This is a genomic window from Pseudomonas nitroreducens, from assembly GCF_014204515.1.
Lineage (GTDB): Bacteria > Pseudomonadota > Gammaproteobacteria > Pseudomonadales > Pseudomonadaceae > Pseudomonas > Pseudomonas nitritireducens_A.
This window is the reverse complement of the sequence record NZ_JACHLI010000048.1, coordinates 18,071-40,172: the sequence shown is the minus strand read 5'-3', so window position 1 is coordinate 40,172 and position 22,102 is coordinate 18,071. Positions and strand designations below refer to the sequence as shown.

20 protein-coding genes and 1 pseudogene are annotated in these 22,102 nt (G+C 66.8%); 7 read left to right on the top strand and 14 right to left on the bottom strand.

Annotated features, from left to right (window positions below):
- Window positions 1–122 precede the first annotated feature (122 nt).
- Window positions 123–1,445: an MFS transporter gene (locus HNP46_RS33205; protein ID WP_184597721.1), complete on the bottom strand. Its 1,323-nt coding sequence runs from the start codon at window positions 1,443–1,445 to the stop codon at window positions 123–125.
- Window positions 1,446–1,704: 259 nt separating this feature from the next.
- Between HNP46_RS33205 and HNP46_RS33200 the strand changes: the two genes are divergently transcribed.
- Window positions 1,705–2,109 (top strand): acyl-CoA thioesterase, encoded by a 405-nt coding sequence (locus HNP46_RS33200; protein WP_184597719.1) that lies wholly within the window; start codon window positions 1,705–1,707, stop codon window positions 2,107–2,109.
- Between the two features lie 52 nt (window positions 2,110–2,161).
- On the opposite strand, the gene betA is transcribed toward HNP46_RS33200, so the two are convergent.
- The 3 genes from betA to betI form a co-directional block, all read right to left on the bottom strand.
- Window positions 2,162–3,844: a choline dehydrogenase gene (gene betA / locus HNP46_RS33195; RefSeq protein WP_184597716.1), complete on the bottom strand. Its 1,683-nt coding sequence runs from the start codon at window positions 3,842–3,844 to the stop codon at window positions 2,162–2,164.
- Between the two features lie 128 nt (window positions 3,845–3,972).
- The gene (betB, locus tag HNP46_RS33190) at window positions 3,973–5,445 is read right to left on the bottom strand and encodes a betaine-aldehyde dehydrogenase (protein ID WP_184597709.1); all 1,473 of its coding nucleotides are present in this window, start codon (window positions 5,443–5,445) and stop codon (window positions 3,973–3,975) included.
- Between the two features lie 46 nt (window positions 5,446–5,491).
- Window positions 5,492–6,085 carry a transcriptional regulator BetI gene (gene betI / locus HNP46_RS33185; protein WP_184597707.1) on the bottom strand — a complete coding sequence of 198 codons (594 nt, stop codon included), beginning with the start codon at window positions 6,083–6,085 and terminating at the stop codon, window positions 5,492–5,494.
- A gap of 375 nt (window positions 6,086–6,460) precedes the next feature.
- Here betI and HNP46_RS33180 point away from each other — a divergent pair, with 375 nt between their 5' ends.
- Together HNP46_RS33180 and HNP46_RS33175 are read left to right on the top strand one after the other, a co-directional pair.
- The gene (locus tag HNP46_RS33180; RefSeq protein WP_184597705.1) at window positions 6,461–7,021 is read left to right on the top strand and encodes an HdeD family acid-resistance protein; all 561 of its coding nucleotides are present in this window, start codon (window positions 6,461–6,463) and stop codon (window positions 7,019–7,021) included.
- Window positions 7,014–7,184: a hypothetical protein gene (locus HNP46_RS33175; RefSeq protein WP_184597703.1), complete on the top strand. Its 171-nt coding sequence runs from the start codon at window positions 7,014–7,016 to the stop codon at window positions 7,182–7,184. Before HNP46_RS33180 ends, HNP46_RS33175 begins: the two co-directional genes overlap by 8 nt.
- A 1-nt stretch (window position 7,185) precedes the next feature.
- Here HNP46_RS33175 and HNP46_RS33170 read toward each other — a convergent pair.
- Together HNP46_RS33170 and HNP46_RS33165 are read right to left on the bottom strand one after the other, a co-directional pair.
- Window positions 7,186–8,396, bottom strand: a pseudogene (locus HNP46_RS33170) (YeeE/YedE family protein).
- 260 nt (window positions 8,397–8,656) lie between these two features.
- Window positions 8,657–10,111 carry a PLP-dependent aminotransferase family protein gene (locus HNP46_RS33165; protein WP_184597701.1) on the bottom strand — a complete coding sequence of 485 codons (1,455 nt, stop codon included), beginning with the start codon at window positions 10,109–10,111 and terminating at the stop codon, window positions 8,657–8,659.
- A gap of 116 nt (window positions 10,112–10,227) precedes the next feature.
- Between HNP46_RS33165 and HNP46_RS33160 the strand changes: the two genes are divergently transcribed.
- From HNP46_RS33160 to HNP46_RS33150, 3 genes are all read left to right on the top strand, one after another.
- Entirely contained in the window at window positions 10,228–10,677 is a 450-nt protein-coding gene (locus tag HNP46_RS33160) for a GNAT family N-acetyltransferase (protein WP_184597699.1), read from the top strand.
- 12 nt (window positions 10,678–10,689) lie between these two features.
- On the top strand, window positions 10,690–11,370 hold the full coding sequence (locus HNP46_RS33155; protein ID WP_184597697.1) for a GNAT family N-acetyltransferase: 681 nt from the start codon (window positions 10,690–10,692) through the stop codon (window positions 11,368–11,370).
- Between the two features lie 81 nt (window positions 11,371–11,451).
- A complete protein-coding gene (locus tag HNP46_RS33150; protein WP_184597696.1) occupies window positions 11,452–12,363 on the top strand; it encodes a D-hexose-6-phosphate mutarotase in 912 nt (303 codons plus the stop codon).
- A 289-nt stretch (window positions 12,364–12,652) separates the two neighbouring features.
- Here the strand turns inward: HNP46_RS33150 and HNP46_RS33145 are convergent, their stop codons facing one another.
- The 4 genes from HNP46_RS33145 to purE all read right to left on the bottom strand — a co-directional run bounded on the left by HNP46_RS33145 (window position 12,653) and on the right by purE (window position 15,316).
- Window positions 12,653–13,195, bottom strand: a complete 543-nt coding sequence (locus tag HNP46_RS33145) for a DUF3299 domain-containing protein (RefSeq protein ID WP_184597694.1) — start codon at window positions 13,193–13,195, stop codon at window positions 12,653–12,655.
- Between the two features lie 85 nt (window positions 13,196–13,280).
- The gene (locus HNP46_RS33140) at window positions 13,281–13,526 is read right to left on the bottom strand and encodes a GlsB/YeaQ/YmgE family stress response membrane protein (RefSeq protein ID WP_184597692.1); all 246 of its coding nucleotides are present in this window, start codon (window positions 13,524–13,526) and stop codon (window positions 13,281–13,283) included.
- A 204-nt stretch (window positions 13,527–13,730) separates the two neighbouring features.
- Window positions 13,731–14,816 carry a 5-(carboxyamino)imidazole ribonucleotide synthase gene (locus HNP46_RS33135; protein WP_184597690.1) on the bottom strand — a complete coding sequence of 362 codons (1,086 nt, stop codon included), beginning with the start codon at window positions 14,814–14,816 and terminating at the stop codon, window positions 13,731–13,733.
- Between the two features lie 8 nt (window positions 14,817–14,824).
- On the bottom strand, window positions 14,825–15,316 hold the full coding sequence (purE, locus tag HNP46_RS33130; RefSeq protein WP_184597688.1) for a 5-(carboxyamino)imidazole ribonucleotide mutase: 492 nt from the start codon (window positions 15,314–15,316) through the stop codon (window positions 14,825–14,827).
- 317 nt (window positions 15,317–15,633) lie between these two features.
- On the opposite strand from purE, the gene adhP reads away from it, so the two are divergent.
- Entirely contained in the window at window positions 15,634–16,668 is a 1,035-nt protein-coding gene (adhP, locus tag HNP46_RS33125; protein ID WP_184597686.1) for an alcohol dehydrogenase AdhP, read from the top strand.
- Window positions 16,669–16,748: 80 nt separating this feature from the next.
- Here adhP and HNP46_RS33120 read toward each other — a convergent pair whose 3' ends face one another.
- The 4 genes from HNP46_RS33120 to HNP46_RS33105 all read right to left on the bottom strand — a co-directional run bounded on the left by HNP46_RS33120 (window position 16,749) and on the right by HNP46_RS33105 (window position 21,918).
- Window positions 16,749–19,139 carry a TonB-dependent siderophore receptor gene (locus HNP46_RS33120; protein WP_409372486.1) on the bottom strand — a complete coding sequence of 797 codons (2,391 nt, stop codon included), beginning with the start codon at window positions 19,137–19,139 and terminating at the stop codon, window positions 16,749–16,751.
- 149 nt (window positions 19,140–19,288) lie between these two features.
- Window positions 19,289–20,293 carry a FecR family protein gene (locus tag HNP46_RS33115; RefSeq protein WP_184597682.1) on the bottom strand — a complete coding sequence of 335 codons (1,005 nt, stop codon included), beginning with the start codon at window positions 20,291–20,293 and terminating at the stop codon, window positions 19,289–19,291.
- Entirely contained in the window at window positions 20,290–20,877 is a 588-nt protein-coding gene (locus tag HNP46_RS33110) for an RNA polymerase sigma factor (protein ID WP_184597680.1), read from the bottom strand. Before HNP46_RS33110 ends, HNP46_RS33115 begins: the two co-directional genes overlap by 4 nt.
- A 126-nt stretch (window positions 20,878–21,003) precedes the next feature.
- Window positions 21,004–21,918 carry a LysR substrate-binding domain-containing protein gene (locus tag HNP46_RS33105; protein WP_184597678.1) on the bottom strand — a complete coding sequence of 305 codons (915 nt, stop codon included), beginning with the start codon at window positions 21,916–21,918 and terminating at the stop codon, window positions 21,004–21,006.
- Window positions 21,919–22,102: the final 184 nt, after the last annotated feature.

Below are 22,102 nucleotides of genomic sequence, written 5' to 3'. Positions count from 1 at the left end.
TGTAAGTACTTGATTTTCAAGTTCTTTCAGCGCTTCGTCGCTGGGAGTGGTGCGCATTATAGGGAGTTTAAATCGGCCGTCAACGACTAATTTAATCTTTCTGCAAAAAACTGTCCGCCTGATCAGTTTATCGCCATTTCCCGCCCTGCCAGCCGACGCTCCTGGCGCAGCAGGTAGGCTCCCACCAGCAGGCCAACCACGCAAAGGGCGACAACGTAGTAAGCCGGGCCCAGCGGGTCCTCCTTCATAAGGAGAGCAACCACCATGGGGGTCAGGCCGCCGAAGATGGCGTAGGCCAGGTTGTAGGAGAAGGACAGGCCGGTGAAGCGCACGACCGCCGGGAAGGCGTTGACCATCACGTAGGGCACCGCACCAATCACGCCGACGCACAGGCCGGTCACCGCATACAGCGGGAACAACCAGTCCGGGTGCGCCTTGAGGCTGGTATAGAAGGTCCAGGAAACAACAGCCAGCAGGATACTGCCCACTATAAAGGTACGACCCGCGCCGAAGCGGTCGGCGAGGCGTCCGGCCAGGATGCAGCCAAGGCTCAGGCAGACGATGGCCACGCTGTTGGCCTTCAATGAAGTGGCCGCGTCGAAGCCATAGTAGGCAGACTGCAGCACCGACGGGGTCATCAGGATCACCACCACGATGCCGGCAGACAGCACCCAGGTCAGCAGCATGGACAGCACGATGGCCGGGCGATGCTCACGCACCACCACACCCAGCGGCACTTCCTCGGCCAGCTGCTTGCGTTGCTGCAGTTCGGCGAACACTGGCGTTTCGTGCAGCCAGCGGCGCAGGTAGACGGAGAACAGGCCGAAGATGCCGCCCAGCAGGAACGGAATCCGCCAGGCGTAGCCCTGCACTTCCTCAGCGCTGTAGACGCTGTTGATCAGGGTCGCCACCAGCGAACCGATGAGGATGCCCGCGGTCAGACCCGACGTGAGCGTGCCGCAGGCATAGCCCACATGACGATGCGGAACGTGCTCGGCGACGAAGACCCAGGCACCCGGCACCTCACCGCCAATGGCTGCGCCCTGGATCACGCGCAGCAGCAGGAGCGCCAGCGGCGCCCAGATGCCGATCTGCGCGTAGGTCGGCAGCAGGCCCATGATCAGGGTGGGAACGGCCATCAGGAAGATGCTCAGGGTGAACATCTTCTTGCGGCCCAGCAGGTCGCCGAAGTGCGCCATGACTACACCACCCAGCGGACGGGCCAGGTAGCCGGCGGCAAACAGGCCGAAGGTCTGCAGTTGGCGCAGCCAGTCGGGCATGTCGGCGGGGAAGAACAGCTTGCCGACCACGGTGGCGAAGAACACGAAGATGATGAAGTCGTAGAACTCCAGGGCGCCGCCCAGGGCGGACAGCGAAAGAGTCTTGTAGTCGCTGCGGGTCAACGGACGTGACGCGGGCGCGGCAGGAGCGTTCACAGAAGGCATGGTGCTTATTATCTCTGCAGGCAAGGAAGCTGCGGCCGGCAGCCGCAGGTGCCGCACCATAGCAAATTGCGCGATAGCGACACAGCGGCCGCACCTACGGCAGTTTCTCGAAATGCCGCGGTCGTCGTGCCGGCCCGCCCTCTATATAATGTGCGCGGGCCGATCGAAAGCTGTCCCAAGGCCTTGCGCCGGCAGGTGTCTTGGGAGAGTTTTTCCACAACCTCACCATGAGTACGCCGGGGGCAAGAGGCCCTTACCTATGATCGAGCTTGAACAAGAAGATCCCATCCCGCAGGGCGACCTGGCCTTGCAGATCACCGCCCTGCCGCGCGAGACCAACGGCTTCGGCGACATCTTCGGTGGCTGGCTGGTGGCGCAGATGGATCTTGCCGGCACCGCCATGTCCAGCCGCATTGCCGGAGGCCGCGTGGCCACGGTAGCCATCGACCGCATGGCCTTCCTGGTCCCGGTCGCTGTCGGCGCGCAGCTCTCCTTCTATACCCAGACCCTGGAAGTGGGCCGCAGCTCGATCCGCATGCTGGTCGAAGTCTGGAGCGATGACCCGCTGTCCAGCGAATGGCGCAAGGTCACCGAGGCGGTGTTCGTCTTCGTCGCCATCGACGGCAGCGGCCGCACCCGTACGGTTCCTCCGCGTCGTGGCTGATAACTGAAAACGCCGGCTCTCTCGCCGGCGTTTTCGTCTCTGCTTTAGAGAATCAGCGCTGCGGCTTGCCGCGCACTGGCGCACCTTCCGCCTTGAAGTAGTCGGCGGTGCTGCGTGGCAGTGCCGGGCGACCGCGCACCTTATCGGCGAGTTTCTCGGCCATCATGATGGTGGTGGCGTTGAGGTTGCCGGTGATGATCAGCGGCATGATCGACGCATCGATCACCCGTAGCCCTTCCATACCGTGCACGCGGCCTTCGCCGTCGACCACCGCCATGTCGTCCTCGCCCATCTTGCAGGAGCAGGACGGGTGGAAAGCCGTTTCCGCATGTTCACGGACGAAAGCATCCAGGTCGGCGTCGCTCTGCTTGTCCAGGCCCGGGCTGATCTCGCGGCCGCGATAAGGATCGAGCGCCGGCTGGTTCATGATCTCGCGGGTGATGCGGATGGCGTCGCGGAACTCCTGCCAATCCTGCTCGCAGGACATGTAGTTGAACAGGATGCTCGGGTGCTTGCGCGGGTCGCGGGAGGTCACATTGATCCGCCCGCGGCTGGGAGAGCGCATGGAGCCGACGTGGGCCTGGAAGCCGTGTTCGCTCACCGCGTTGCTGCCGTTGTAGTTAATCGCCACCGGCAGGAAGTGGTACTGGATGTTCGGCCACTCGAATTCCGGACGGCTGCGGATGAATCCGCCGGCCTCGAACTGGTTGCTCGCGCCCAGCCCCGTACCCAGGAACATCCACTCGGCGCCGATCTGCGGCTGGTTCCACCACTGCAGCGCCGGATAGAGCGACACCGGCTGCTTGCAGGCGTACTGCAGGTACATCTCCAGGTGGTCCTGAAGGTTCTGGCCGACGCCGGGCAGGTCATGCACCACTTCGATACCGAGGTCGCGCAGCAGGGCGGACGGGCCGACGCCGGAGCGCTGCAGCAATTGCGGCGAGGCGACGGCGCCGGAGCACACCAGCACTTCACGGCGCGCACGAACCTCTTTCAACGCGTTGTCGTCGCCATGCAGATAGGTCGCGCCGATGGCGCGCTTGCCGCTGAAGAGGATGCGGTCGGTCAGCGCGTGGGTGACGATGGTCAGGTTCGGCCGTTCGCGGGCCTGGTCCAGGTAGCCACGGGCGGTACTGGCGCGGCGACCCTGCGGGGTGACGGTACGGTCCATCGGGCCGAAGCCTTCCTGCTGGTAGCCGTTCAAGTCCTCGGTACGCGGGTAGCCGGCCTGCACACCGGCCTCGACCATGGCGTGGAACAGCGGGTTATTGCCGGCCTTGGGTGTGGTGACGCTCACCGGACCGCTGCCGCCGTGGTAATCGTTGGGCCCGATGTCACGGGTTTCGGCCTTGCGGAAGTACGGCAGGCAGTCGAGGTAGGTCCAGTCTTCCAGGCCCTTGTCCTGCGCCCAGCCGTCGAAGTCCATGGCGTTGCCGCGGATGTAGCACATGCCGTTGATCAGCGAGGAGCCGCCCAGGCCCTTGCCCCGTCCGCACTCCATGCGGCGGTTGTTCATGTGCGGCTCAGGGTCGGTCACATAGGCCCAGTTGTAGCGGCGGCCCTGCAGCGGGTAGGCCAGCGCGGCGGGCATCTGCGTGCGGAAGTCGGCGCGGTAGTCCGGGCCGCCGGCTTCGAGCAGCAGGACGCTGACGTCGGCGTCCTCGGTCAGGCGGGTTGCCAGTACGTTACCGGCGGAACCCGCGCCGATGATGATGTAGTCGTATTCCTGGGACATGCAGGCCTTCCTCTTTTTCAGGCATGACACCGCCCGCGACGCGTGCGCGCCGGTGTCTGCGTGTTCGGGATGGCCGGTGGTCAGGGAGTCATGCCTGCGACCGGCCTTTCATGGCTCGATCGCGGCGATCAGAACACCGAGGTGTAGTCGCCCAGCTCTACCTGTACGGATTTGATGCGAGTGTAGTGAGCCAGGGTGGTCAGGCCGTTCTCACGACCGACACCCGATTGCTTGTATCCGCCAACCGGCATTTCGGCCGGCGACTCGCCCCAGGTGTTGATCCAGCAGATGCCCGCTTCCAGGCGGTGGATCGCCCGGTGCGCGCGGGTCAGGTCCTGGGTCACGACGCCGGCGGCGAGGCCGTACTCGGTGTCGTTGGCACGGCGGATGGCCTCGTCCTCGGTGTCGTAGACGAGAATGCTCATGACCGGCCCGAAGATTTCCTCGCGGACGATGGTCATGTCGTCACGGCAGTCGGTGAACACGGTCGGCGCGACGTACGCGCCCTTGCCGAACTCGCCCTGGGTGACGCGCTCGCCACCGCACAGCAGGCGGGCCTTCTGTTCCTTGCCGGACTCTATATAGGAGAGAACGCTCTCCATGTGCGGGAAGCTCACCAGCGGGCCGAAGTTGGTGTTTTCGTCCTGCGGGTTGCCCAGGCGGATGCGCTTGACGCGCTCCAGCACCTTGGCCTCGAAGCGCGCCTGCAGGTTGCGCGGGATGAACACGCGGGTGCCGTTGGTGCAGACCTGGCCGGAGCTGAAGAAGTTGGCCATGACCGCGATGTCGGCGGCGCGGTCGAGGTGGGCGTCTTCGAAGATGATCAGCGGCGACTTGCCGCCCAGCTCCATGGTGACTTCCTTGAGCGAGGAGCTGGACGCGCTGGCCATGACTTTCTTGCCGGTGGAGGTGCCGCCGGTGAAGGAGATCTTCTCGATCAGCGGGTGCTCGGTCAGCCACTGGCCGACTTCGCGGCCGCTGCCGGTGAGCACGTTGAACACGCCATCGGGCAGGCCGGCCTCGGTGTAGACCTCGGCGAGCTTGAGCGCGGTCAGCGGAGTGACTTCGCTGGGCTTGAAGATCATCGCGTTGCCGGCGGCCAGGGCCGGGGCGGATTTCCACAGGGCGATCTGGATCGGGTAGTTCCAGGCGCCGATGCCGGCGACCACGCCCAGCGGCTCGCGGCGGGTGTAGACGAAGCTGGTCTCGCGCAGCGGGATCTGCTCGCCTTCGATGGCGGGCACCAGGCCGGCGTAGTATTCCAGCACGTCGGCGCCGGTGACGATGTCGACGAAGCGGGTCTCGGCCAGCGGCTTGCCGGTGTCGAGGGTTTCCAGCTCGGCGAGTTCGTCGTTGCGTTCACGGAGGATGTCCACGGCGCGGCGCAGGATGCGCGAGCGCTGCATGGCGGTCATTGCCGCCCAGACTTTCTGCCCTTGCACCGCCGCCTGCACGGCGCGCTCGACGTCGTCCCTGGAAGCGCGCTGTACCTGGGCGAGGACTTCACCGTTGGCCGGATTGATGGTCTCGAAGGTGGCGCCGCTGGTGGCTTCCACGTAGCGACCGCCAATGTAGAGCTTCTGTACTTCGAATCGAGCCATGGTGCGGTGGTCCTCTCTTGTCGGTGTCAGCGCAAGGCTGCGCCCGCTATCCGGGGCGCTTGGCCAGTTGTTGGTCGAGGTAGTCGTTGGCAATCGCCAACGCCTGCTCGGTGTCGAAGGCGTCGCCCGAGAGCGCGCCCCGCAGCCAGAGGCCGTCGATCAGCGCGGCCAGCCCGCGAGCGGCGCTGCGGGCCTGGGCCAGCGGCAGTTCGCGGCGGAACTGGCTGCACAGGTTCGAATACAGCCGGTGATCGTTGATCCGTTGCAGGCGGCGCAGCTGCGGCTGGTGCATGCTGCTGGCCCAGAACGCCAGCCAGGTCTTCATGGCCGGGCCGTTGACCTGCGAGCTGTCGAAGTTGCCGGCGATGATCGCCCGCAGGTGCGAGCGCGGTTCGTCGTTGCGCAAGGTAGCGCGGCGCTCGGCGACAGCCTTGCTCAAGGCCGACATCAAATGTCGCATCGTCGCGTCCAGCAGCCCGTTCTTGTCCTGGAAGTAGTGGCTGATGATGCCGTTGGAGACCCCCGCCAGGCGGGCGATCAGGGCGATGCTGGCGTCGCTCATGCCCACCTGGTCCACCGCCTCGAGGGTCGCGTGGATCAGCTGGGAGCGGCGAATCGGCTGCATACCGACCTTGGGCATTTTCAATCTCCTCATCACCGGGCGTACCTGTGCCGTCCGGCGAAACTGTGGGCCAGTCTATTCGTTTTTTATTGAACGCTCAATCAACTAAGAATATGCTGCGTGGCATCAACTCCTTCGAGGCGCCCGCATGGCGGGAGCCCGTACCGTTCATCGCTACGCCGCATTCCAACCCGCAAGGATCGCAGAATCCGCGCCGGATGTGTCGCAGCCGCTCTCCCCGGTGACGTCGCCAGACGGCACCCGCCCGTTGCGACGGGCCTTCCACAGCCCGGCCCCGTGCCGGGCTTTCTTTTGGGCTCTTCAGTAGGAATCATGCGCGGCGGAGTGGTCAGGGCTATGGTTTCAGCCATATCCGCGAAGAGGATCGTCGCCATGTCGCAACACCCGCTCTGGCAGGCCCTGGGCCGCCACTGGAAATGGATCGCCCTGCGCGGCGTGGCCGCCCTGCTGTTCGGCATCCTGGCCATGGTCTGGCCGGGCATCGTGCTGACCGTGATGGTGCTGTTCTTCGGCGCCTACGCCTTCGTCGACGGGCTGTTCACCCTGATCGCCGCCGCGCAGATGCGCGAATCCGGCCGGCCCTTGTGGCCGCTGGTGCTGGTGGGCTTGCTGGGCATCGCCGCCGGACTGGTCGCCTTCCTCTGGCCGCAGCTGACGGCCCTGGGCCTGCTGATGCTGATCGCCGGCTGGGCGCTGGTGATGGGCGTGCTGCAGATCATCGCTGCGATCCGTCTGCGCAAGGCGCTGCAGAACGAATGGTGGCTGGGACTTTCCGGAGCGGTGTCGGTGCTGTTCGGCGTGCTGATGATCGCCAACCCCGGAGCCGGGGCGATCGCCGTGGCCTGGGTGATCGGCGCCTACTCGATGTTCTTCGGCGCCCTGCTGATCCTGCTCGCGCTGCGCCTGCGCAAGACTTCGACCTTCAATGCCTGAGGAGCGCGACTGGTGCCTGCTGCGCCTGGACGACAACGGCAACCGCTTCATCATGCGCCGCCAGCTGAGCCGCGCCGAGGCCGAAGCCCTGGCGCGGGACTACCAGGCCCATGGCCACAAACAGACCTACTGGGCGGAGCGCGAAACGCCCCGCCCAGCCTGACTCAGCAGCCGGTCAGGCGCTCTTCCACGCGCTCGGCGGGGAAGAAGATCGGCCGCAGACGCACACCCACGGCATTACCGAAGAACGCCGCCACCAGCCACAGCCAGCCATGCAGGCTGCCGGAGGCGATGCCGCTGAAGTACGCGCCGATGTTGCAGCCGTAGGCCAGACGCGCGCCGTACCCCAGCAGCAAGCCACCGATCACCGCGGCGATCAGCGAGCGCGCGGGAATCTTCAGGCTCGGCGCAAAACGACCGGCAAGCCCGGCAGCCAGCAGCGCACCGATCATGATGCCGAAGTCCATCACGCTGGTGACGTCCTGCCAGACCGGCGCGGCCAGCGCCTTGGCGTTGGCGTCGACCTGCCAGAAGGCCCACTGGTCGACGGCGATGCCCAGGCTTTCCGCCGCCTTCGCGCCCCACAGGGCGAAGGCCGAGGTGACACCCCACGGGCGCCCGGCCAGCGCCAGGGTGGCAAAGTTCAGCAGCGCCAGCGCCACCGCGCCCCACACCAGCGGCCAGGGGCCGCGGAAGAAGCGGCCGATGCCTTTCTCGCCGTTACTGGCGATCAGCTCCAGCACGCCATGGCGACGGCGCTCCAGCACCACGCTGATGGCGGCGATGGCAGCGAACAGTGTCAGGCTCAGCGCCAGCGCCGGGAACAGGCCGAGGGACTGCACGATGGAGGTCGGCGGCAGCGACGGCAGGGCGAACCACCAGCCGATGTGGTGGGTGGCGACCACCGAACCGATGATGAAGAACAGCAGCGTGACCAGCATCCGCGCGTTGCCGCCACCGACAGTGAACAGGGTGCCAGAGGCGCAACCGCCGCCCAGCTGCATGCCGATGCCGAAGATGAAGGCGCCGACGATGACCGAGGTCCCGGCCGGCGAAACCAGCCCCTTCACCGGTTCGCCGAACAAGGTGCCAGCCGCCAGCGCCGGGAAGAACAGCAGCACCGCCAGCGCCAGCATCACCATCTGCGCGCGCAGGCCGGCGCCACGGCGTTCACGGATGAACACGCGCCAGGCCGAGGTGAAGCCGAAGGCCGCGTGGTAGAGCGTCAGCCCCAGCGCACCGCCGACCAGGAACAGCAGTGCCTGCCGACCGCTCACCACCTGGGCGAGGAACAGAGCACCCGCCAGCAGCAGGAGGAGGCGACCCAGGGCGCAGTCGACTTGCGCTCGGGGACGGTGGACAGGGCTAGGCTCATGGCGGCTCCGGGGTATTTTCGAGAGGGGCGATATTCTAGGGAGCGTAGCGCCTGTCGCCAACTTCGTAAGGCAGCTAAGGAAATAGCCGGAAGTTACAAGCCACTGGGAAAACGTAGGGCGAATAACGCCCCAAGCGTTATCCGCCCCCCGCGAGGTGTCTGAGATCCGACGGCGGATAACCGTGCACGGTTATTCGCCCTACGCTCTGACATTGTCATCTGCGCGGAAGCTGAACGCGCCCGCCAGGGAGAGGGGCTCTTTAGCGCCAGACCTTGCGCAATGCCTTGAGCGCCTCGGCAATTCGCGCCTCCGGCACTGCCGCAAAGCCCAGCACCAGTCCGGCGCGCTGATCTTCCGGCTCATCAGAATCCGGCAGCCAGTAATCGCTCAGCGCATTCACCTCCACACCAACCGCCGCCGCGCGCTGCACCAGCTCCAGCTCACGCGCGCGGCTGTCGACCCGCACGCACAGGTGCAGTCCCGCCTCCACCGCCGGCATCGGCGCGCACCCGGCGACTTCCGGCCAGCCACGCAGCAGGGCATCGCGGCGACTGCGGGCGGCGCGGCGCATGCGGCGGACGTGACGCTGGAAATGTCCTTCGCTGATGAAGTCGGCCATCACCCGCTGGGTGCCGACTTCGGAGTGACGCACGTCCAGCGCGCGGCGGCGGGCGAAGGCCTGCGCCAGCGCCGGTGGCACGACCAGGTAGCCCAGGCGCAGCGCCGGGAAGGCGATCTTGCAGAAGGTGCCGACGTAGAGCACACGGTCATGGCGGTCCAGCGCGGCCAGCGGCATCAGCGGGGTGCCGCTGTAGCGGTACTCGCCGTCGTAGTCGTCCTCGACTATCCAGCCGCCGCTGCGCTCGGCCCACTCCAGCAACTCCAGGCGCCGCGCCAGCGACAGGGTCACGCCGGTGGGGTATTGGTGCGAGGGCGTGACATACACCAGCCGGCAATCCGGCAACCGGGCCAACTGCTCCGTGCACAGGCCATCGGCATCCACCGGCACGCCATGCAGGCGCGCGCCCGCCGTGGCGAAGGCGTGGCCGGCGGCGCGGTAACCGGGGTTCTCGATGGCCGCGCCATCACCTTCGGCCAGCAGCACCTGGGCGCACAGCGCGATGCCCTGCTGGGCGCCGCTGGTGATGATGATCTGCCCGGCATCGCAATGCAGGCCGCGAGTGCTGCGCAGGTAGGCGGCGACCAGCTCGCGCAGACGCTGCTCGCCGGCCGGGTCGCCGTAGCCCAGGCAATCCAGAGGCGGATCACGCCAGAAGCGCGCCTGCAGCCGCGCCCAGGTATCGAAGGGGAAGAGGTCGAAGGCCGGCACGCCCACGCGGAAAGCGCGCGGCGCACCCGTCGGCGGCATGGGCAGATGGTGCCGCGCAAGGCGCTCCAGGGACGGCGCATCCGGGCTGCGTGCTTCGTTGCGCACGGTGTCAACCGAAGGCTGCACCCGCTCGGCCACATAGGTACCGTCGCCGGTGCGGCCCTCGATGTATCCCTCGGCGTAGAGCTGTTCGTAGGCGCGCACCACGGTATTGCGGGAGACCCCCAGCGCTGAGGCGAGGTCGCGGCTGGCCGGCAACCGCGAACGCGCCGCCAGGCGCCCGTCGAGGATGCGCTCGCGCAACGCCTGGAACAGCTGCACGCCCAACGGGCGAGCCGGATCGAGGCGGATACCGGAGGGATTGAAGGGCAACGGGACGCTCATGGAGTCGGCTTCCAGACGGCGGCAATGGTTCCTTTGATTTCACCATGAATGGCTCTTTAGCAGAACCAATTCCCGACCTAGGCTGGAAGCATTCCAACGCACACAAGGCCTTCACCATGTCTTCCGCCATCGAGATCCGCCCGATCAGCGCCGCTGATCACGCCGCCTGGCTGCCGCTCTGGCAGGGCTACCAGCACTTCTACAAGACCACCATCGACGAGGCCACCACGGCCGTCACCTGGCAGCGCTTCCTCGACGCGGCCGAACCGATGCATGCCGCCCTCGCCTGGCGCGACGGCGTGGCCATCGGCATGGTGCACTTCATCTACCACCGTTCCTGCTGGACCCAAGGCGACTACGTCTACCTGCAGGACCTGTACGTCGCCGAAGGCCAGCGCGGCGGCGGCATCGGTGCGCAGTTGATCGAGTACGTCTACGCCGACGCCCGCGCCAACGGCGCCGCACGGGTGCACTGGCTGACCCACGAGAGCAACACCGACGCCATGTTCCTCTACGACCGGATCGCCGACCGCTCCGGGTTCGTCCAGTACCGCAAGATTCTCTGAGCCGGAGCGCCCATGAACGACCAACCCCTGCTGAACTGGCGCCCCGCCGCCAGCCCCGAACGCCGCACCCTGACCGGTCGCTACATCAACCTCGTAGCGCTGGACGTCGCCACCCACGGCGATGATCTGTGGCAGGCATTGCAAGGCCCGGATTCCGACCCGGTGCTGTGGGACTACCTGCCCTACGGCCCCTTCCCCGAGCGCGCGCCCTTCGATGCCTGGCTGGCGGGCAACGCGGCGAGCAACGACCCGCTGTTCTTCGCCGTGATCGATCGCGCGAGCGGCCGAGCGGTCGGTCTGCTCAGCTACCTGCGGATATTCCCGAAGGACGGCAGCATCGAGATCGGCCACATCGCCTATGGCCGCGTGATGCAGCGCTCGCCCGCTTCCACCGAAGCGGTCTACCTGCTGGCGAAGTGGGCCTTCGAGATGGGCTATCGGCGCCTGGAATGGAAGTGCAACGCACTCAACGCCCGCTCCATGCGCGCCGCCGCGCGCCTGGGCTTCACCTTCGAGGGCACCTTCCGCCAGGCCACCGTGGTCAAGGACCGCAACCGCGACACCGCCTGGTTCTCCATCATCGACAGCGAATGGCCGCGCTGCCAGCACGCCTTCGAGCGCTGGCTGGACGCGTCCAACCTGGATGCCGACGGTCAGCAACGCAAACGGCTCGAAGACCTGCGCCAGGGCTGATCTTTTCATTCTCCGGGAACTGCCTGCTGCGCGAAGGATCGGTGATACTGACCCTTTCGCAGCGCAGTTCCGGAGACCACCATGAGCAGCGACATCCAGACTCCCCGCGTCGAACAGGTGCAGATCGACCAACTGCCCTGCTGGCGCATCCACACCGCCCATGGTGAAGCCCTGATCGCCCAACAGGGCGCGCAGTTGCTCAGTTACCAGCCCCACGAGCAGCCGCCGCTGGTGTGGCTGAGCGAAACCGCCGAATACCGCCACGGCCAGTCCCTGCGCGGCGGCGTGCCGGTGTGCTGGCCGTGGTTCGGCAACCTGGAACGCAACCCGGTGGAAATCCGCACCGCCTACCAGGGCGACAAGGCGCCGGCCCACGGCCTGGTGCGCATGGTGGACTGGCAGCTGGACGATATTGCCGACGAACTGGGCCAGCTCTCCGTGCACTTCAGCTTCGACGCACGCCATGGCCTGCCCGGCTGGCCGCACTCGGCGCGGCTGGGGCTGGTGATGCGCTTCGGCGAGCGCCTGACCCTGGAGATGACCACCCACAACCTGGGCGATGCGCCGCTGCCGGTCAGCCAGGCGTTGCACACCTACTTCGCCGTGGGCGACGTGCGCCAGACCAGCATCGACGGACTGCAGGGCTGCCGCTACGTGGAAACCCTGGAGAAGTGGGAGTTGCGCGAGCAGCACGGCGTGGTGCGCATCGCCGGGGAAACCGACCGCATCTACCTGGACGTGGAGAAACCACTGGTGATCCGCGATCCGGCCTGGGAGCGCGGTATCCACATCCAGGCCAGCGGCTCGCGTTCGGCGGTGGTGTGGAACCCGTGGATCGACAAGGCCGCGCGCCTGTCGCAGTTCGAGGCCGACGCCTGGCAGGGCATGCTCTGCATCGAGACGGCGCGGGTCTGGGACGACGTGATGAGCGTGGCGCCGGGGCGCAGCGAGACCATGAAGGTGGAGATCTGGAGCGAACCGCTGCAGGCGTGATCTTCCCGTAGGGCGCATAACGCGCCAGCGTTATCCGCCGCAGACAATCCGGCGGATAACCTGTTCCAGGTTATTCGCCCTACGCTCCTGACGGCACGCGATATCGCAAGAGCGGACGCCGTCCGCGATTGGCCCCGCATTGCGCCGGATAGCATCGCGGACGGAGTCCGCTCCTACGTAAAGTTCTTCGCGGGGACTGCCCTCTCCCTGAAGGGAGAGGGCGGGGGAGAGGGGAAATCCGAGGCACAAGCGATCAGAAGAAGACAGTTGCTCCTACGCGAGCAATCGCTTACAGGTCGCTCTCTTCCACCGGCCGCACCTTGGCGTCGTCGATGGCATAGGCCGCATCGGCCAGGTCATTGCTGACCTTCTCCACCTTCAGCGTGCCGCTGACCCAGATCGGGTTGTAGATGTCGTCGATCCGGATGCCCTTGGGGTAGCGCACCAGCACGATCTGGTTCGGCGGCGGCGGCGGCACGTGGATGCAGGCGCCCGGATAGGGCACCAGGAAGAATTCGGTGACACGGCCCTTGGCATCGTTCTCCAGCGGCACCGGATACCCGCCCAGGCGCAGAGCCTTGCCATTCAGGGCGGCCACGGTCTTGGTCGAATACATCACCTGCGGCAGCTTCTTGTCGTGCTGCTTGAGGCCGCCCTTGCTGTCGAAGGTGCCGTTGGCCTCGGGGCCGTTGTGGGTGATTTCCGGCATGTCTTCCAGCGCCTTGCGGTCGCTGGGCGGCATCAGGGACAGCCAGTCGGTTTCGGGAAGTTCGGCGGCGGACGCCAGGGAAGTCAGCAGCGCGAGGCTGCAGGCGAGCAATGTACGGCGCATCTTGGACTCGAATGGCCCGGTCGGGCACAGGCGGGATAAGCTTCCTGCGCCCTCCCCCATGGCGGGAGAGGGGCGGAAATCACCGTCAATTCTTCTTGATCAGACCGTAAATGACCAGCAGCACGATGGCGCCGATCACTGCGCCGATGAAGCCTGCCGCCTGACCGGCCGCGTAGATGCCCAGGGCCTGGCCGCCGTAGGTGGCGAGCAGCGAGCCGCCGATGCCGAGCAGGATGGTCATGATCCAGCCCATGCTGTCGTCGCCCGGCTTCAGAAAGCGTGCGATGAGTCCGACGATCAGGCCGATGACGATGGTTCCGATGAAGCCCATGACAGTCCCTCCTTATGGGATGTGCGCGGTGGGTTCGCGCGTGTCATGGGACAGTGTAGGAAAGCCTCGCGTTCCGTGTATTCCCGCGCGCCAGAGCGAGCGCAGGTGTTTCGCGGGCCTTACAGCATTCTGCCAATCGCCCATGAAAAAAGCCGCGTCAGCGATTGACGCGGCTTTCTCATGTCCAGCGTGATCGACGCAGCCTCAGCCCTTGGCGATCAGCGCCTCGACTTCGGCGATGCGCACCTTGAGCGTCGGCAGGTCGACGCTGCGCAGGGTGGCGTGGCCGACCTTGCGTCCGGCCTTGAAGGCCTTGCCGTAGTGGTGCAGGTGGCAGTCGACGATGTTCAGCACCTGCTCCACCGGCGGTACTTCGCCGATGAAGTTGAGCATGGCGCTCTCGCCCACTTTCGCGGTCGAGCCCAGCGGCAGGCCGGCGATGGCGCGTACGTGGTTCTCGAACTGGCTGCACTCGGAGCCTTCGATGGTCCAGTGCCCGGAGTTGTGCACACGCGGAGCGATCTCGTTGGCCTTCAGGCCGCCGTCGACTTCGAAGAACTCGAAGGCCATCACGCCCACGTACTGCAGCTTGTCCAGCACGCGGCCGACATAGTCTTCGGCCAGCGCCTGCAGCGGGTGGTCGGTGCTCGCCACGGAGAGGCGCAGGATGCCGTTCTCGTGGGTGTTGTGCACCAGCGGGTAGAAGCGCGTTTCGCCGTCGCGGGCGCGCACCGCCACCAGCGAGACTTCGCCGGTGAAGGGCACGAAGCCTTCGAGGATGCACGGCACGCTGCCCAGTTCGGCGAAGGCGCCGCTGACGTCCTCGGCCTTGCGCAGGACCTTCTGGCCCTTGCCGTCGTAGCCCAGGGTGCGGGTCTTCATCACCGCCGGCAGGCCGATGCTGGCCACCGCGGCGTCGAGATCGGCCTGGGACTGCACGTCGGCGAAGGCCGGCGTGGGGATACCCAGGTCCTTGAACATGGACTTCTCGAACCAGCGGTCGCGGGCGATGCGCAGCGACTCGGCGTTCGGGTAGACCGGCACGAACTGCGAGAGGAAGGCCACGGTCTCGGCCGGCACGCTCTCGAACTCGAAGGTCACCAGGTCGACTTCATCGGCCAGCTGGCGCAGGTGGTCCTGGTCGCTGTAGTCGGCACGGATGTGCTCGCCCAGGGCTTGCGCGCAGGCGTCCGGCGCCGGGTCGAGGAAGGCGAAGTTCATGCCCAGCGGAGTGCCCGCCAGGGACAGCATGCGGCCCAGCTGGCCGCCACCGATGACACCGATCTTCATGGTCGTACTCAGGCCTCGCGCGGATCGGGATTGTCCAGCACCGTCTCGGTCTGGTTGGCGCGGAACTGCTTCAGCGCCTCGTGATACTGCGGGTATTTGGCGCCCAGGATGCTGGCGGAGAGCAGGGCGGCGTTGGTTGCGCCAGCCTTGCCGATGGCCAGGGTGGCGACCGGCACGCCCGCGGGCATCTGCACGATGGACAGCAGCGAGTCGACGCCCGAGAGCATGGAGGACTGCACCGGCACGCCGAGGACCGGCAGGTGGGTCTTGGCGGCGCACATGCCCGGCAGGTGGGCGGCACCGCCGGCGCCGGCGATGATCACTTCGATGCCGCGGCCATCGGCTTCTTCGGCGTACTGGAACAGCAGGTCCGGCGTACGGTGGGCGGAAACCACCTTCACTTCGTACGGAATGCCGAGCTTGTCCAGCATGTCTGCGGTGTGGCTCAGGGTGCTCCAGTCGGATTTGGAACCCATGATCACGCCAACCAGTGCGCTCATCGTCGTGCCTCTCTCAAGTGCGCTCTTGGGCGCGTCAGAAACCAACAAGCCACGACTCCGTGAGGGCGTGGCTTGTACGTGGCCAAACCGGCGGGCAGTGCCGGCTTGAAGGCGACGCAGTATACCGCAAAGGATGTGGCGCAGTGCACTGGGCATGACCGTTGGTCCCGATTTCGTCATTCCGGCACCGACACGGCCTACGACGACCTCGGAAAAGCTTGCCGCAGCTCAAGATGGCCTAGGCTCAGAGGCTCAGACTCGTCTGACACGATCCTGCCCGGACGGGCAGGTCCCTCACCCTTCAAGGAGCGAGCGCAATGTCCACGACCCTGCCCACGACCATGAAAGCCGCCGTCGTCCATGCCTTTGGCGAGCCGCTGCGGATCGAGGAAGTCAAAGTCCCGCTGCCCGGCCCCGGGCAGATTCTGGTGAAGATCGAAGCCTCCGGCGTCTGCCACACCGACCTGCACGCCGCCGAAGGCGACTGGCCGGTGAAGCCGAGCCTGCCGTTCATTCCCGGCCACGAGGGTGTCGGCTTCGTCGCCGCTGTCGGTGCGGGCGTCACCCGGGTGAAGGAAGGCGACCGCGTCGGCGTGCCCTGGCTGTACACCGCCTGCGGCTGCTGCGAGCACTGCCTGACCGGCTGGGAAACCCTCTGCGAGAGCCAGCAGAACACCGGCTACTCGGTGAACGGCGGCTACGCCGAGTACGTGCTGGCGGACCCGAACTACGTCGGCCTGCTGCCGAAGAATGTCGGCTTCACCGAGATTGCGCCGATTCTTTGCGCCGGCGTCACCGTCTACAAGGCGCTGAAGGAAACCGAGGCGCGTCCCGGCCAGTGGGTGGCGATCTCCGGCATCGGTGGCCTCGGCCACGTCGCCGTGCAGTACGCCAAGGCCATGGGCCTGCACGTGGTGGCGGTGGACGTGGATGACGCCAAGCTGGAACTGGCGCGCAAGCTCGGCGCCAGCCTGACCGTCAATGCGAAGAAGGAGGACCCGGTCGAAGTGGTGCAGCGCGATATCGGCGGCGCCCACGGCGTGGTCGTCACCGCCGTGTCCAACAGCGCCTTCGGCCAGGGCATCGGCATGGCTCGCCGCGGCGGCACCGTGTCGCTGGTCGGCCTGCCGCCGGGCGACTTCCCCACGCCGATCTTCGACGTGGTGCTCAAGGGCCTGCACATCACCGGCTCCATCGTCGGCACCCGCGCGGACCTGCAGGAAGCCCTGGACTTCGCCGGCGAAGGCCTTGTGAAGGCCACCGTCGCCGCCGGCAAGCTGGACGACATCAACGCCATCCTCGACCGCATGCGCGCCGGGCAGATCGAAGGGCGGATCGTGGTGGAGATGTAGCCGCCGCACTCTACGGTCGCACTCCACCCATCCTACAAAAGCGTCCCGGCCTCTTTACCGGCTCGCAGGACGCTCCCGCCTCAGAACTCCACAGTGGTGGAGAACTCGAACTGCCGCGGCTCGCCCACGGCAACGTAAAGGTTGTTCGCCGCCGATGGGTAATAGGTGCGATCGAACAGGTTCTTCACGTTGAACTGGAAGCCGACGTTGTGCCCGCCCAGCCGGGTGTCGTAGCTGGCGAAGGCATCGGTGACGGTGTACGACGGCAGCTCGAAGGAGTTGGACGGATCGCCGGCGCGCTTGCCGACGTAGCGCGGGCCGCCGCCCAGGCGCAGGTTGTCGCCGCCGAAGATCGCGCCGGCGTCGTACACCGCCGCCAGCGAGCCAGTCTCCTTGGCCACGTTCTGCAGGCGGTTGCCTTCCAGCACCGGGTCCTCGGTCACTTCCGCATCCAGCCAGGCGTAGCTGCCGATCAGGCTCCAGCTCTCGCTCAGCTGGCCGCTGACATCCAGTTCGGCGCCGTAGGAGCGCACCTTGCCGGCGGTGCTGACGTAGCTGTCACCGTTGGCCTCGAGCTGGGTGACCATCACGTTGCGCTTGCGGATGTCGAAGAACGCCAGGTTGGCGGTGACGCGGCCGGGGATGTCGAGCTTGCCGCCGATCTCCCAGGACGAGGCCTCCTCGGGCTGGATCGCCGAGTCGATCACCTCGCCGGTGGAGAGCGGCGCGATGGTGGAGTTGGGTTTGAACGACTGGGTGTAGCTGCCATACAGCGACATCTCGTCGTTGATCTTGTAGATCACCCCGGCCCGCGGCACCCACTTCTGCCCACTGATATCGGTATTGGCCTTGAACGGCCGGCCACGCCCGGCGTACTGGTCGTACATCTGGTAGCGCGCGCCGGCCACCAGGATCCAGTGCTCGTCCAGGTGCCAGGAGTCCTGCAGGAACAGCGAGTCGCTGCGCAGCTTGTCGGTCTGGTCGCTGTCGCCGGGGCTGACGGCGGTGGCCGGGGATATCTGCCCGTAAACCGGATCGAGGTAGTTGAAGGTGGTGTTCCTGGTGTCGCGGATCAGGTCGGCGCGGTAGATCTTGCGCTTCTCGCTGTCGATGCCGAAGGTCAGTTCGTGGCGGAAGCCACCCAGCTGCAGGTCGCCGTTCAGGCCGGCGGTGGCGAAGCTGTCGCTGCTCACCGCGCCGTGAGTGGCGTCGGTGCGGCGGGTCAGGGTGCCGTTGCTGTTCACCTTGGTCACCCGCGCCTGGTTGTCGTCGTAGGTTTCGCGGGTCCAGCCGTAGGCGAAGTGTGCCTTCCAGGCGTCGTCGAGGCGGTGCTCGATGTCCAGGCGGGTCAGGTCGGAGCGGCCTTCAGTGATGTTGAACGGCTCGTCCAGGCGGCGGGTGCGCGGGATATCCAGCGGCTTGTTGGTGCGCGGGTCGATGGCGGTGCCGCGGTCGAACGGCGTCTTGAACTCGCGGTGTTCGTAGCTGAGGTTGACCGTGGTGTCCTCGCCGTACCAGGCCAGCGATGGCGCGACGAGGGTCTCGCGCTGCTGGCCGAAGTTGCGCCAATAGTTCTCGTCCTGATGGTCGACGATCAACCGATAGGCCAGGTTGCTTTCACCCAGCGCGCCGGTCGTGTCGATCTGCGCTCCACTGCCCTGCTTGCCATGGGCGTAGGTCGAGCCGCGCAGGGTGACGGCGTTGTACTGCTGCAGCTGCGGCTTCTTGCTCACCACGTTGACCACCCCGCCGGGGTCCTGGATGCCGTAGAGCAGCGAGGCCGGGCCCTTGAGCACTTCGACGTGGTCGGCGGTGGCAGTGAGGTTGCGGCCCAGCACCGAGGGCAGGCCGTCGCGCATGATCGAGCCGTCGCGGTTGTCGCCGAAGCCACGCTTCATCACCGCGTCCTGGGTCCCGCCGAGGGTGTTCGCCTGGGTCACGCCACTGATGTTGCCCAGTGCGTCGTCGAGGTTGCGCGGCTGCTGGTCGCGCAGCGCCTGGGCCGGCACGGTGACGATGCTCTGCGGGGTTTCCAGCACCGGCGTGTCGGTACGGCCGATGGAGGCTACCGGTGCCGGCTGGTAGCTGCTGGAGGCGGCCTGGCCGGTGACGGTGGTGTCGGTGAGGCTCAGGGTGTCGGCGGGCAGGCGTTCCAGGGTCAGGCTGCGGCCGTCGAGGGCACGGAAGCGGTAGCCGGAACCGGCGAGCAGGCGATTCAGCGCGTCATTGGCGCTGAACTGGCCGGAGACTGCCGGGGCCTTGAGGTCGTAGGGCGCCTCATCGGTGTAGACCACGCTCAGCCCAGTCACCCGGCTGAACTCGCTGAGTGCCTGGGGCAGCGGCTGGGCGGCGATGGCGAAAGCGTATTTCGCCTGCAGCGCGGAGCCGGCAGCGGCTTCTTCGGCCAAGGCGGCCGGTGCCTGCGCAGCGGCCAGAATGGCACCGAGCACGAAGGCGGCGAGCGGTTTCAGGGACAGTTCGGGGACAGCGCGGCGCAGCGGGGTCATCGGGGCTCACTTGCTCGAAAGGTCGATACACATGCGAATAAATCGCATTCATGACCACTACACGGAGCAGCCGGCGCAGTACCTCACCCCTTTTCCGAAAATATTTTCTGCGCTCAGCGAATCAGCACGAAGCGCCCGAGCAGCGGCTGCTGACGGAAGCCCACCACCGCCTGCAGCGAATCCAGCGCGGCCTGCGGGTCGGCGCTGCGGAAACTGCCGCTGACCCGACGCTGCGCCAGTTCGTTGTCCAGCAGGACTATGCGGCCCGGATAGTAGGTGCTCAGGCGCTCCAGCACCTCGCCCAGCGGCGCGCGGTAGAAGGTCAGCCAACCCTGGCGCCAGGCCAGCGCAGCCTGGGCGTCGGCGGGCTGTGCCTCGCCCAGACGGGTGCCATCGATGGCGACGCGTTCTCCGGCGCCGAGCACCACTTCCGGGACGCCAACCGCGTGGCTGCCGCGTACCGAGACACGGCCTTCGGCGACGGTGATGCGGGTCTGTCCACCCAGGCGACGGACTTCGAATTCGGTGCCCAGCACTCGCGCTTCGCCTTCGCCGGCACGCACCACGAAGGGTTTGGGCAGATGCTTCACGGCAAAGGACGCCGCACCGCGCAGCAGGTCGACGCGGCGCTGTTCGCCGTCCAGGGAAACGGCAACGGCACTGTCGGCATCCAGGGTCAGGCGCGAGCCGTCCGCCAGGGTGATCTCGCGGACCTCACCCGGCGCGCTGACGTAGTCGGCGGACAGGTCGGCAAGCCAGTGGCCCGGCGACCACCAGCCGCCGGCCCAGAGCATCAGCAGCAGGCAGGCGGCGCTGGCCAGCGGGTAAGTCCAACGCCTGTGGCCATGCGGCCGACGCCGGGAAGCCGGGCGGTCCATCGCGGCAAGATAGGCATTCAATGCATCGCCCTCCTCCGCCGCCAGGCGCTGCGCCGGCCTGGCGCTGGCCTGCCAGAGTGCATCGACCTCGGCATAGGCACTGGCATGTTGCGGATCGGCCGCCAGCCAGGCCTGGAATGCGCCCAGCCAGGCCTCGCCGCCGCGATCCTGCAAGCGCAGCAGCCACTGGCGCGCCTGGCGCTGGGCGTCCTCGGGCGAGGTGGCGATTTCGGGCTTCATCGGTTGGCGGCTCCACGGCGATCGGCCGGCGCGGCGAGTTCGAGACTCGCCTTGCAGGCATCGAGGGCGCGCATCATATGTTTTTCCACCGCGCTCTGGGAAAGCCCCATGGCCGCGGCGATCTCGCCATAGGTGCGGCCATGCACGCGGCTGAGCAGGAAGATGTGCCGGGTGCGTTCGGGCAATTGCCGCAACGCGTCTTCTATAAGGTCCAGCTCGGCGCCGGCCTGCACCGCCTGTTCGGGGGAGGGCTGGGCGTCATCCTCATCGGGGAGTAGCGCGCTCAGGGTGCGGCCGCGCGAATCCTCGCCGCGCAGGTGATCGATGGCCAGATTGCGCGCGCTGCGCAGCAGGTAGCTGGCGAGTTCTTCCACCGGCGCCTGCGGGCGTTTCCAGAAGCGCAGAAACAGGTCCTGCACCAGGTCCGCCGCGGTAGCGCGGCAGCCGACGCGGCGGCGTACCAGAGCCTCCATGCGCGGGCGCTGGGACAGGAACACCTGCAGGAATTCCTCGCGCGGCAGCGCTTCGGCGGGCGCCGGGGCGTCCGCGGCGCGGGAGTCGGCCGGGCGGTCGGAATGGGACATCGTGGGATGCAGGCTCGCCAGCGGTCCGCACCGAAGCCGGCGCGAGGGGAAGACCCTGGAAAGCCGCAAATGATAATGCTTATCAAATAAACGGAACAGCCCCGGTCGTCCGCCTCCGTCTGCGGATCAGGGCGTCTCGTCCAGCCCCAGGCCGCCTTCCAGCTTGCGCCAGAGCAGACGGATCTGTGCCTTGCGCACCAGGGCGCAGCGGTACAGGCGGATTTCCTGCGGGACGATCCAGTGCGGGCCGCCGCACAGCGCCAACTCACCGCGCGCCAGCTCCGACTCCATGCTCAGGCGCGGCACCCAGGCCACACCCATGCCCTGCAGCGCCATGCTCTTCAGGCTGTCGGCCATCGCCGTCTCATAGACGGTGGTGTAGCGCAGGTTGCGCTGGCGCAACAGCAGGTTGACCCCGCGACCGAGGAAGGCGCCAGCGCTGTAGGCCAGCAGCGGCACGCTCTGGCCGCTGTCCAGGTCGTAGAGCGGCACGCCGGCGGAGTTCACCGCGCACACCGGCAGCATCTCGGTGCGGCCCAGGTGCAGCGAGGGGAAGACTTCCGGGTCCATCTGCAAGGCGGCGTCCGGGTCATAGAAGGCCATCATCAGGTCGCAGCCGCCTTCGCGCAGCAGATGCACCGCCTCGCCGACGTTGGTCGCCACCAGGCGACTGGCGATGTTCAGGCCCTCGGAGCGCAACCGCGCGATCCACGCCGGGAAGAAGCCCAGCGCCAGCGAGTGCGCAGCGGCGAACTGCAACACCTCGCCCTGCCCGCCTTCCAGGTGATGCAGGTGGCGCACTACCTGGCCAAGCTGCTCGACCACCGCGCGGGCGGTGACCAGGAACAGCTGGCCGGCCTCGGTCAGTTCGATGGGCGTGCGCTGGCGGTTCACCAGGGTCAGGCCGAGGGCGTCCTCCAGGCTGCGGATGCGCCGGCTGAACGCGGGCTGGGTAACAAAGCGCTTTTCAGCAGCCTGGGAAAAACTGCGGGTCGTGGCCAGGGTGCTGAAATCTTCCAGCCATTTGGTTTCGAGATTCACGTCAACTCCAACGCGATCACAGGTTGATCGACAGAACAGGATTCCGGCTCGCGTAGCACACCCACACGCTCGCCGTCATCAGTTCGTCACAGAATACATTATGCCGTTCGTGCATGAGGCAGCCTCCAACAGCATTGGCCGACAAATGGCGAAATCCTTAGTCTACCGGGCATCGCGGCACTGG

Excerpts from the sequence above, each read along its gene's own strand:
- HNP46_RS33205 (WP_184597721.1), bottom strand. The coding sequence starts at position 1,445 with ATGCCTTCTGTGAACGCTCCTGCCGCGCCCGCGTCACGTCCGTTGACC.
- HNP46_RS33200 (WP_184597719.1), top strand. The coding sequence starts at position 1,705 with ATGATCGAGCTTGAACAAGAAGATCCCATCCCGCAGGGCGACCTGGCC.
- betA (WP_184597716.1), bottom strand. The coding sequence starts at position 3,844 with ATGTCCCAGGAATACGACTACATCATCATCGGCGCGGGTTCCGCCGGT.
- betB (WP_184597709.1), bottom strand. The coding sequence starts at position 5,445 with ATGGCTCGATTCGAAGTACAGAAGCTCTACATTGGCGGTCGCTACGTG.
- betI (WP_184597707.1), bottom strand. The coding sequence starts at position 6,085 with ATGCCCAAGGTCGGTATGCAGCCGATTCGCCGCTCCCAGCTGATCCAC.
- HNP46_RS33180 (WP_184597705.1), top strand. The coding sequence starts at position 6,461 with ATGTCGCAACACCCGCTCTGGCAGGCCCTGGGCCGCCACTGGAAATGG.
- HNP46_RS33175 (WP_184597703.1), top strand. The coding sequence starts at position 7,014 with ATGCCTGAGGAGCGCGACTGGTGCCTGCTGCGCCTGGACGACAACGGC.
- HNP46_RS33165 (WP_184597701.1), bottom strand. The coding sequence starts at position 10,111 with ATGAGCGTCCCGTTGCCCTTCAATCCCTCCGGTATCCGCCTCGATCCG.
- HNP46_RS33160 (WP_184597699.1), top strand. The coding sequence starts at position 10,228 with ATGTCTTCCGCCATCGAGATCCGCCCGATCAGCGCCGCTGATCACGCC.
- HNP46_RS33155 (WP_184597697.1), top strand. The coding sequence starts at position 10,690 with ATGAACGACCAACCCCTGCTGAACTGGCGCCCCGCCGCCAGCCCCGAA.
- HNP46_RS33150 (WP_184597696.1), top strand. The coding sequence starts at position 11,452 with ATGAGCAGCGACATCCAGACTCCCCGCGTCGAACAGGTGCAGATCGAC.
- HNP46_RS33145 (WP_184597694.1), bottom strand. The coding sequence starts at position 13,195 with ATGCGCCGTACATTGCTCGCCTGCAGCCTCGCGCTGCTGACTTCCCTG.
- HNP46_RS33140 (WP_184597692.1), bottom strand. The coding sequence starts at position 13,526 with ATGGGCTTCATCGGAACCATCGTCATCGGCCTGATCGTCGGACTCATC.
- HNP46_RS33135 (WP_184597690.1), bottom strand. The coding sequence starts at position 14,816 with ATGAAGATCGGTGTCATCGGTGGCGGCCAGCTGGGCCGCATGCTGTCC.
- purE (WP_184597688.1), bottom strand. The coding sequence starts at position 15,316 with ATGAGCGCACTGGTTGGCGTGATCATGGGTTCCAAATCCGACTGGAGC.
- adhP (WP_184597686.1), top strand. The coding sequence starts at position 15,634 with ATGTCCACGACCCTGCCCACGACCATGAAAGCCGCCGTCGTCCATGCC.
- HNP46_RS33115 (WP_184597682.1), bottom strand. The coding sequence starts at position 20,293 with ATGAAGCCCGAAATCGCCACCTCGCCCGAGGACGCCCAGCGCCAGGCG.
- HNP46_RS33110 (WP_184597680.1), bottom strand. The coding sequence starts at position 20,877 with ATGTCCCATTCCGACCGCCCGGCCGACTCCCGCGCCGCGGACGCCCCG.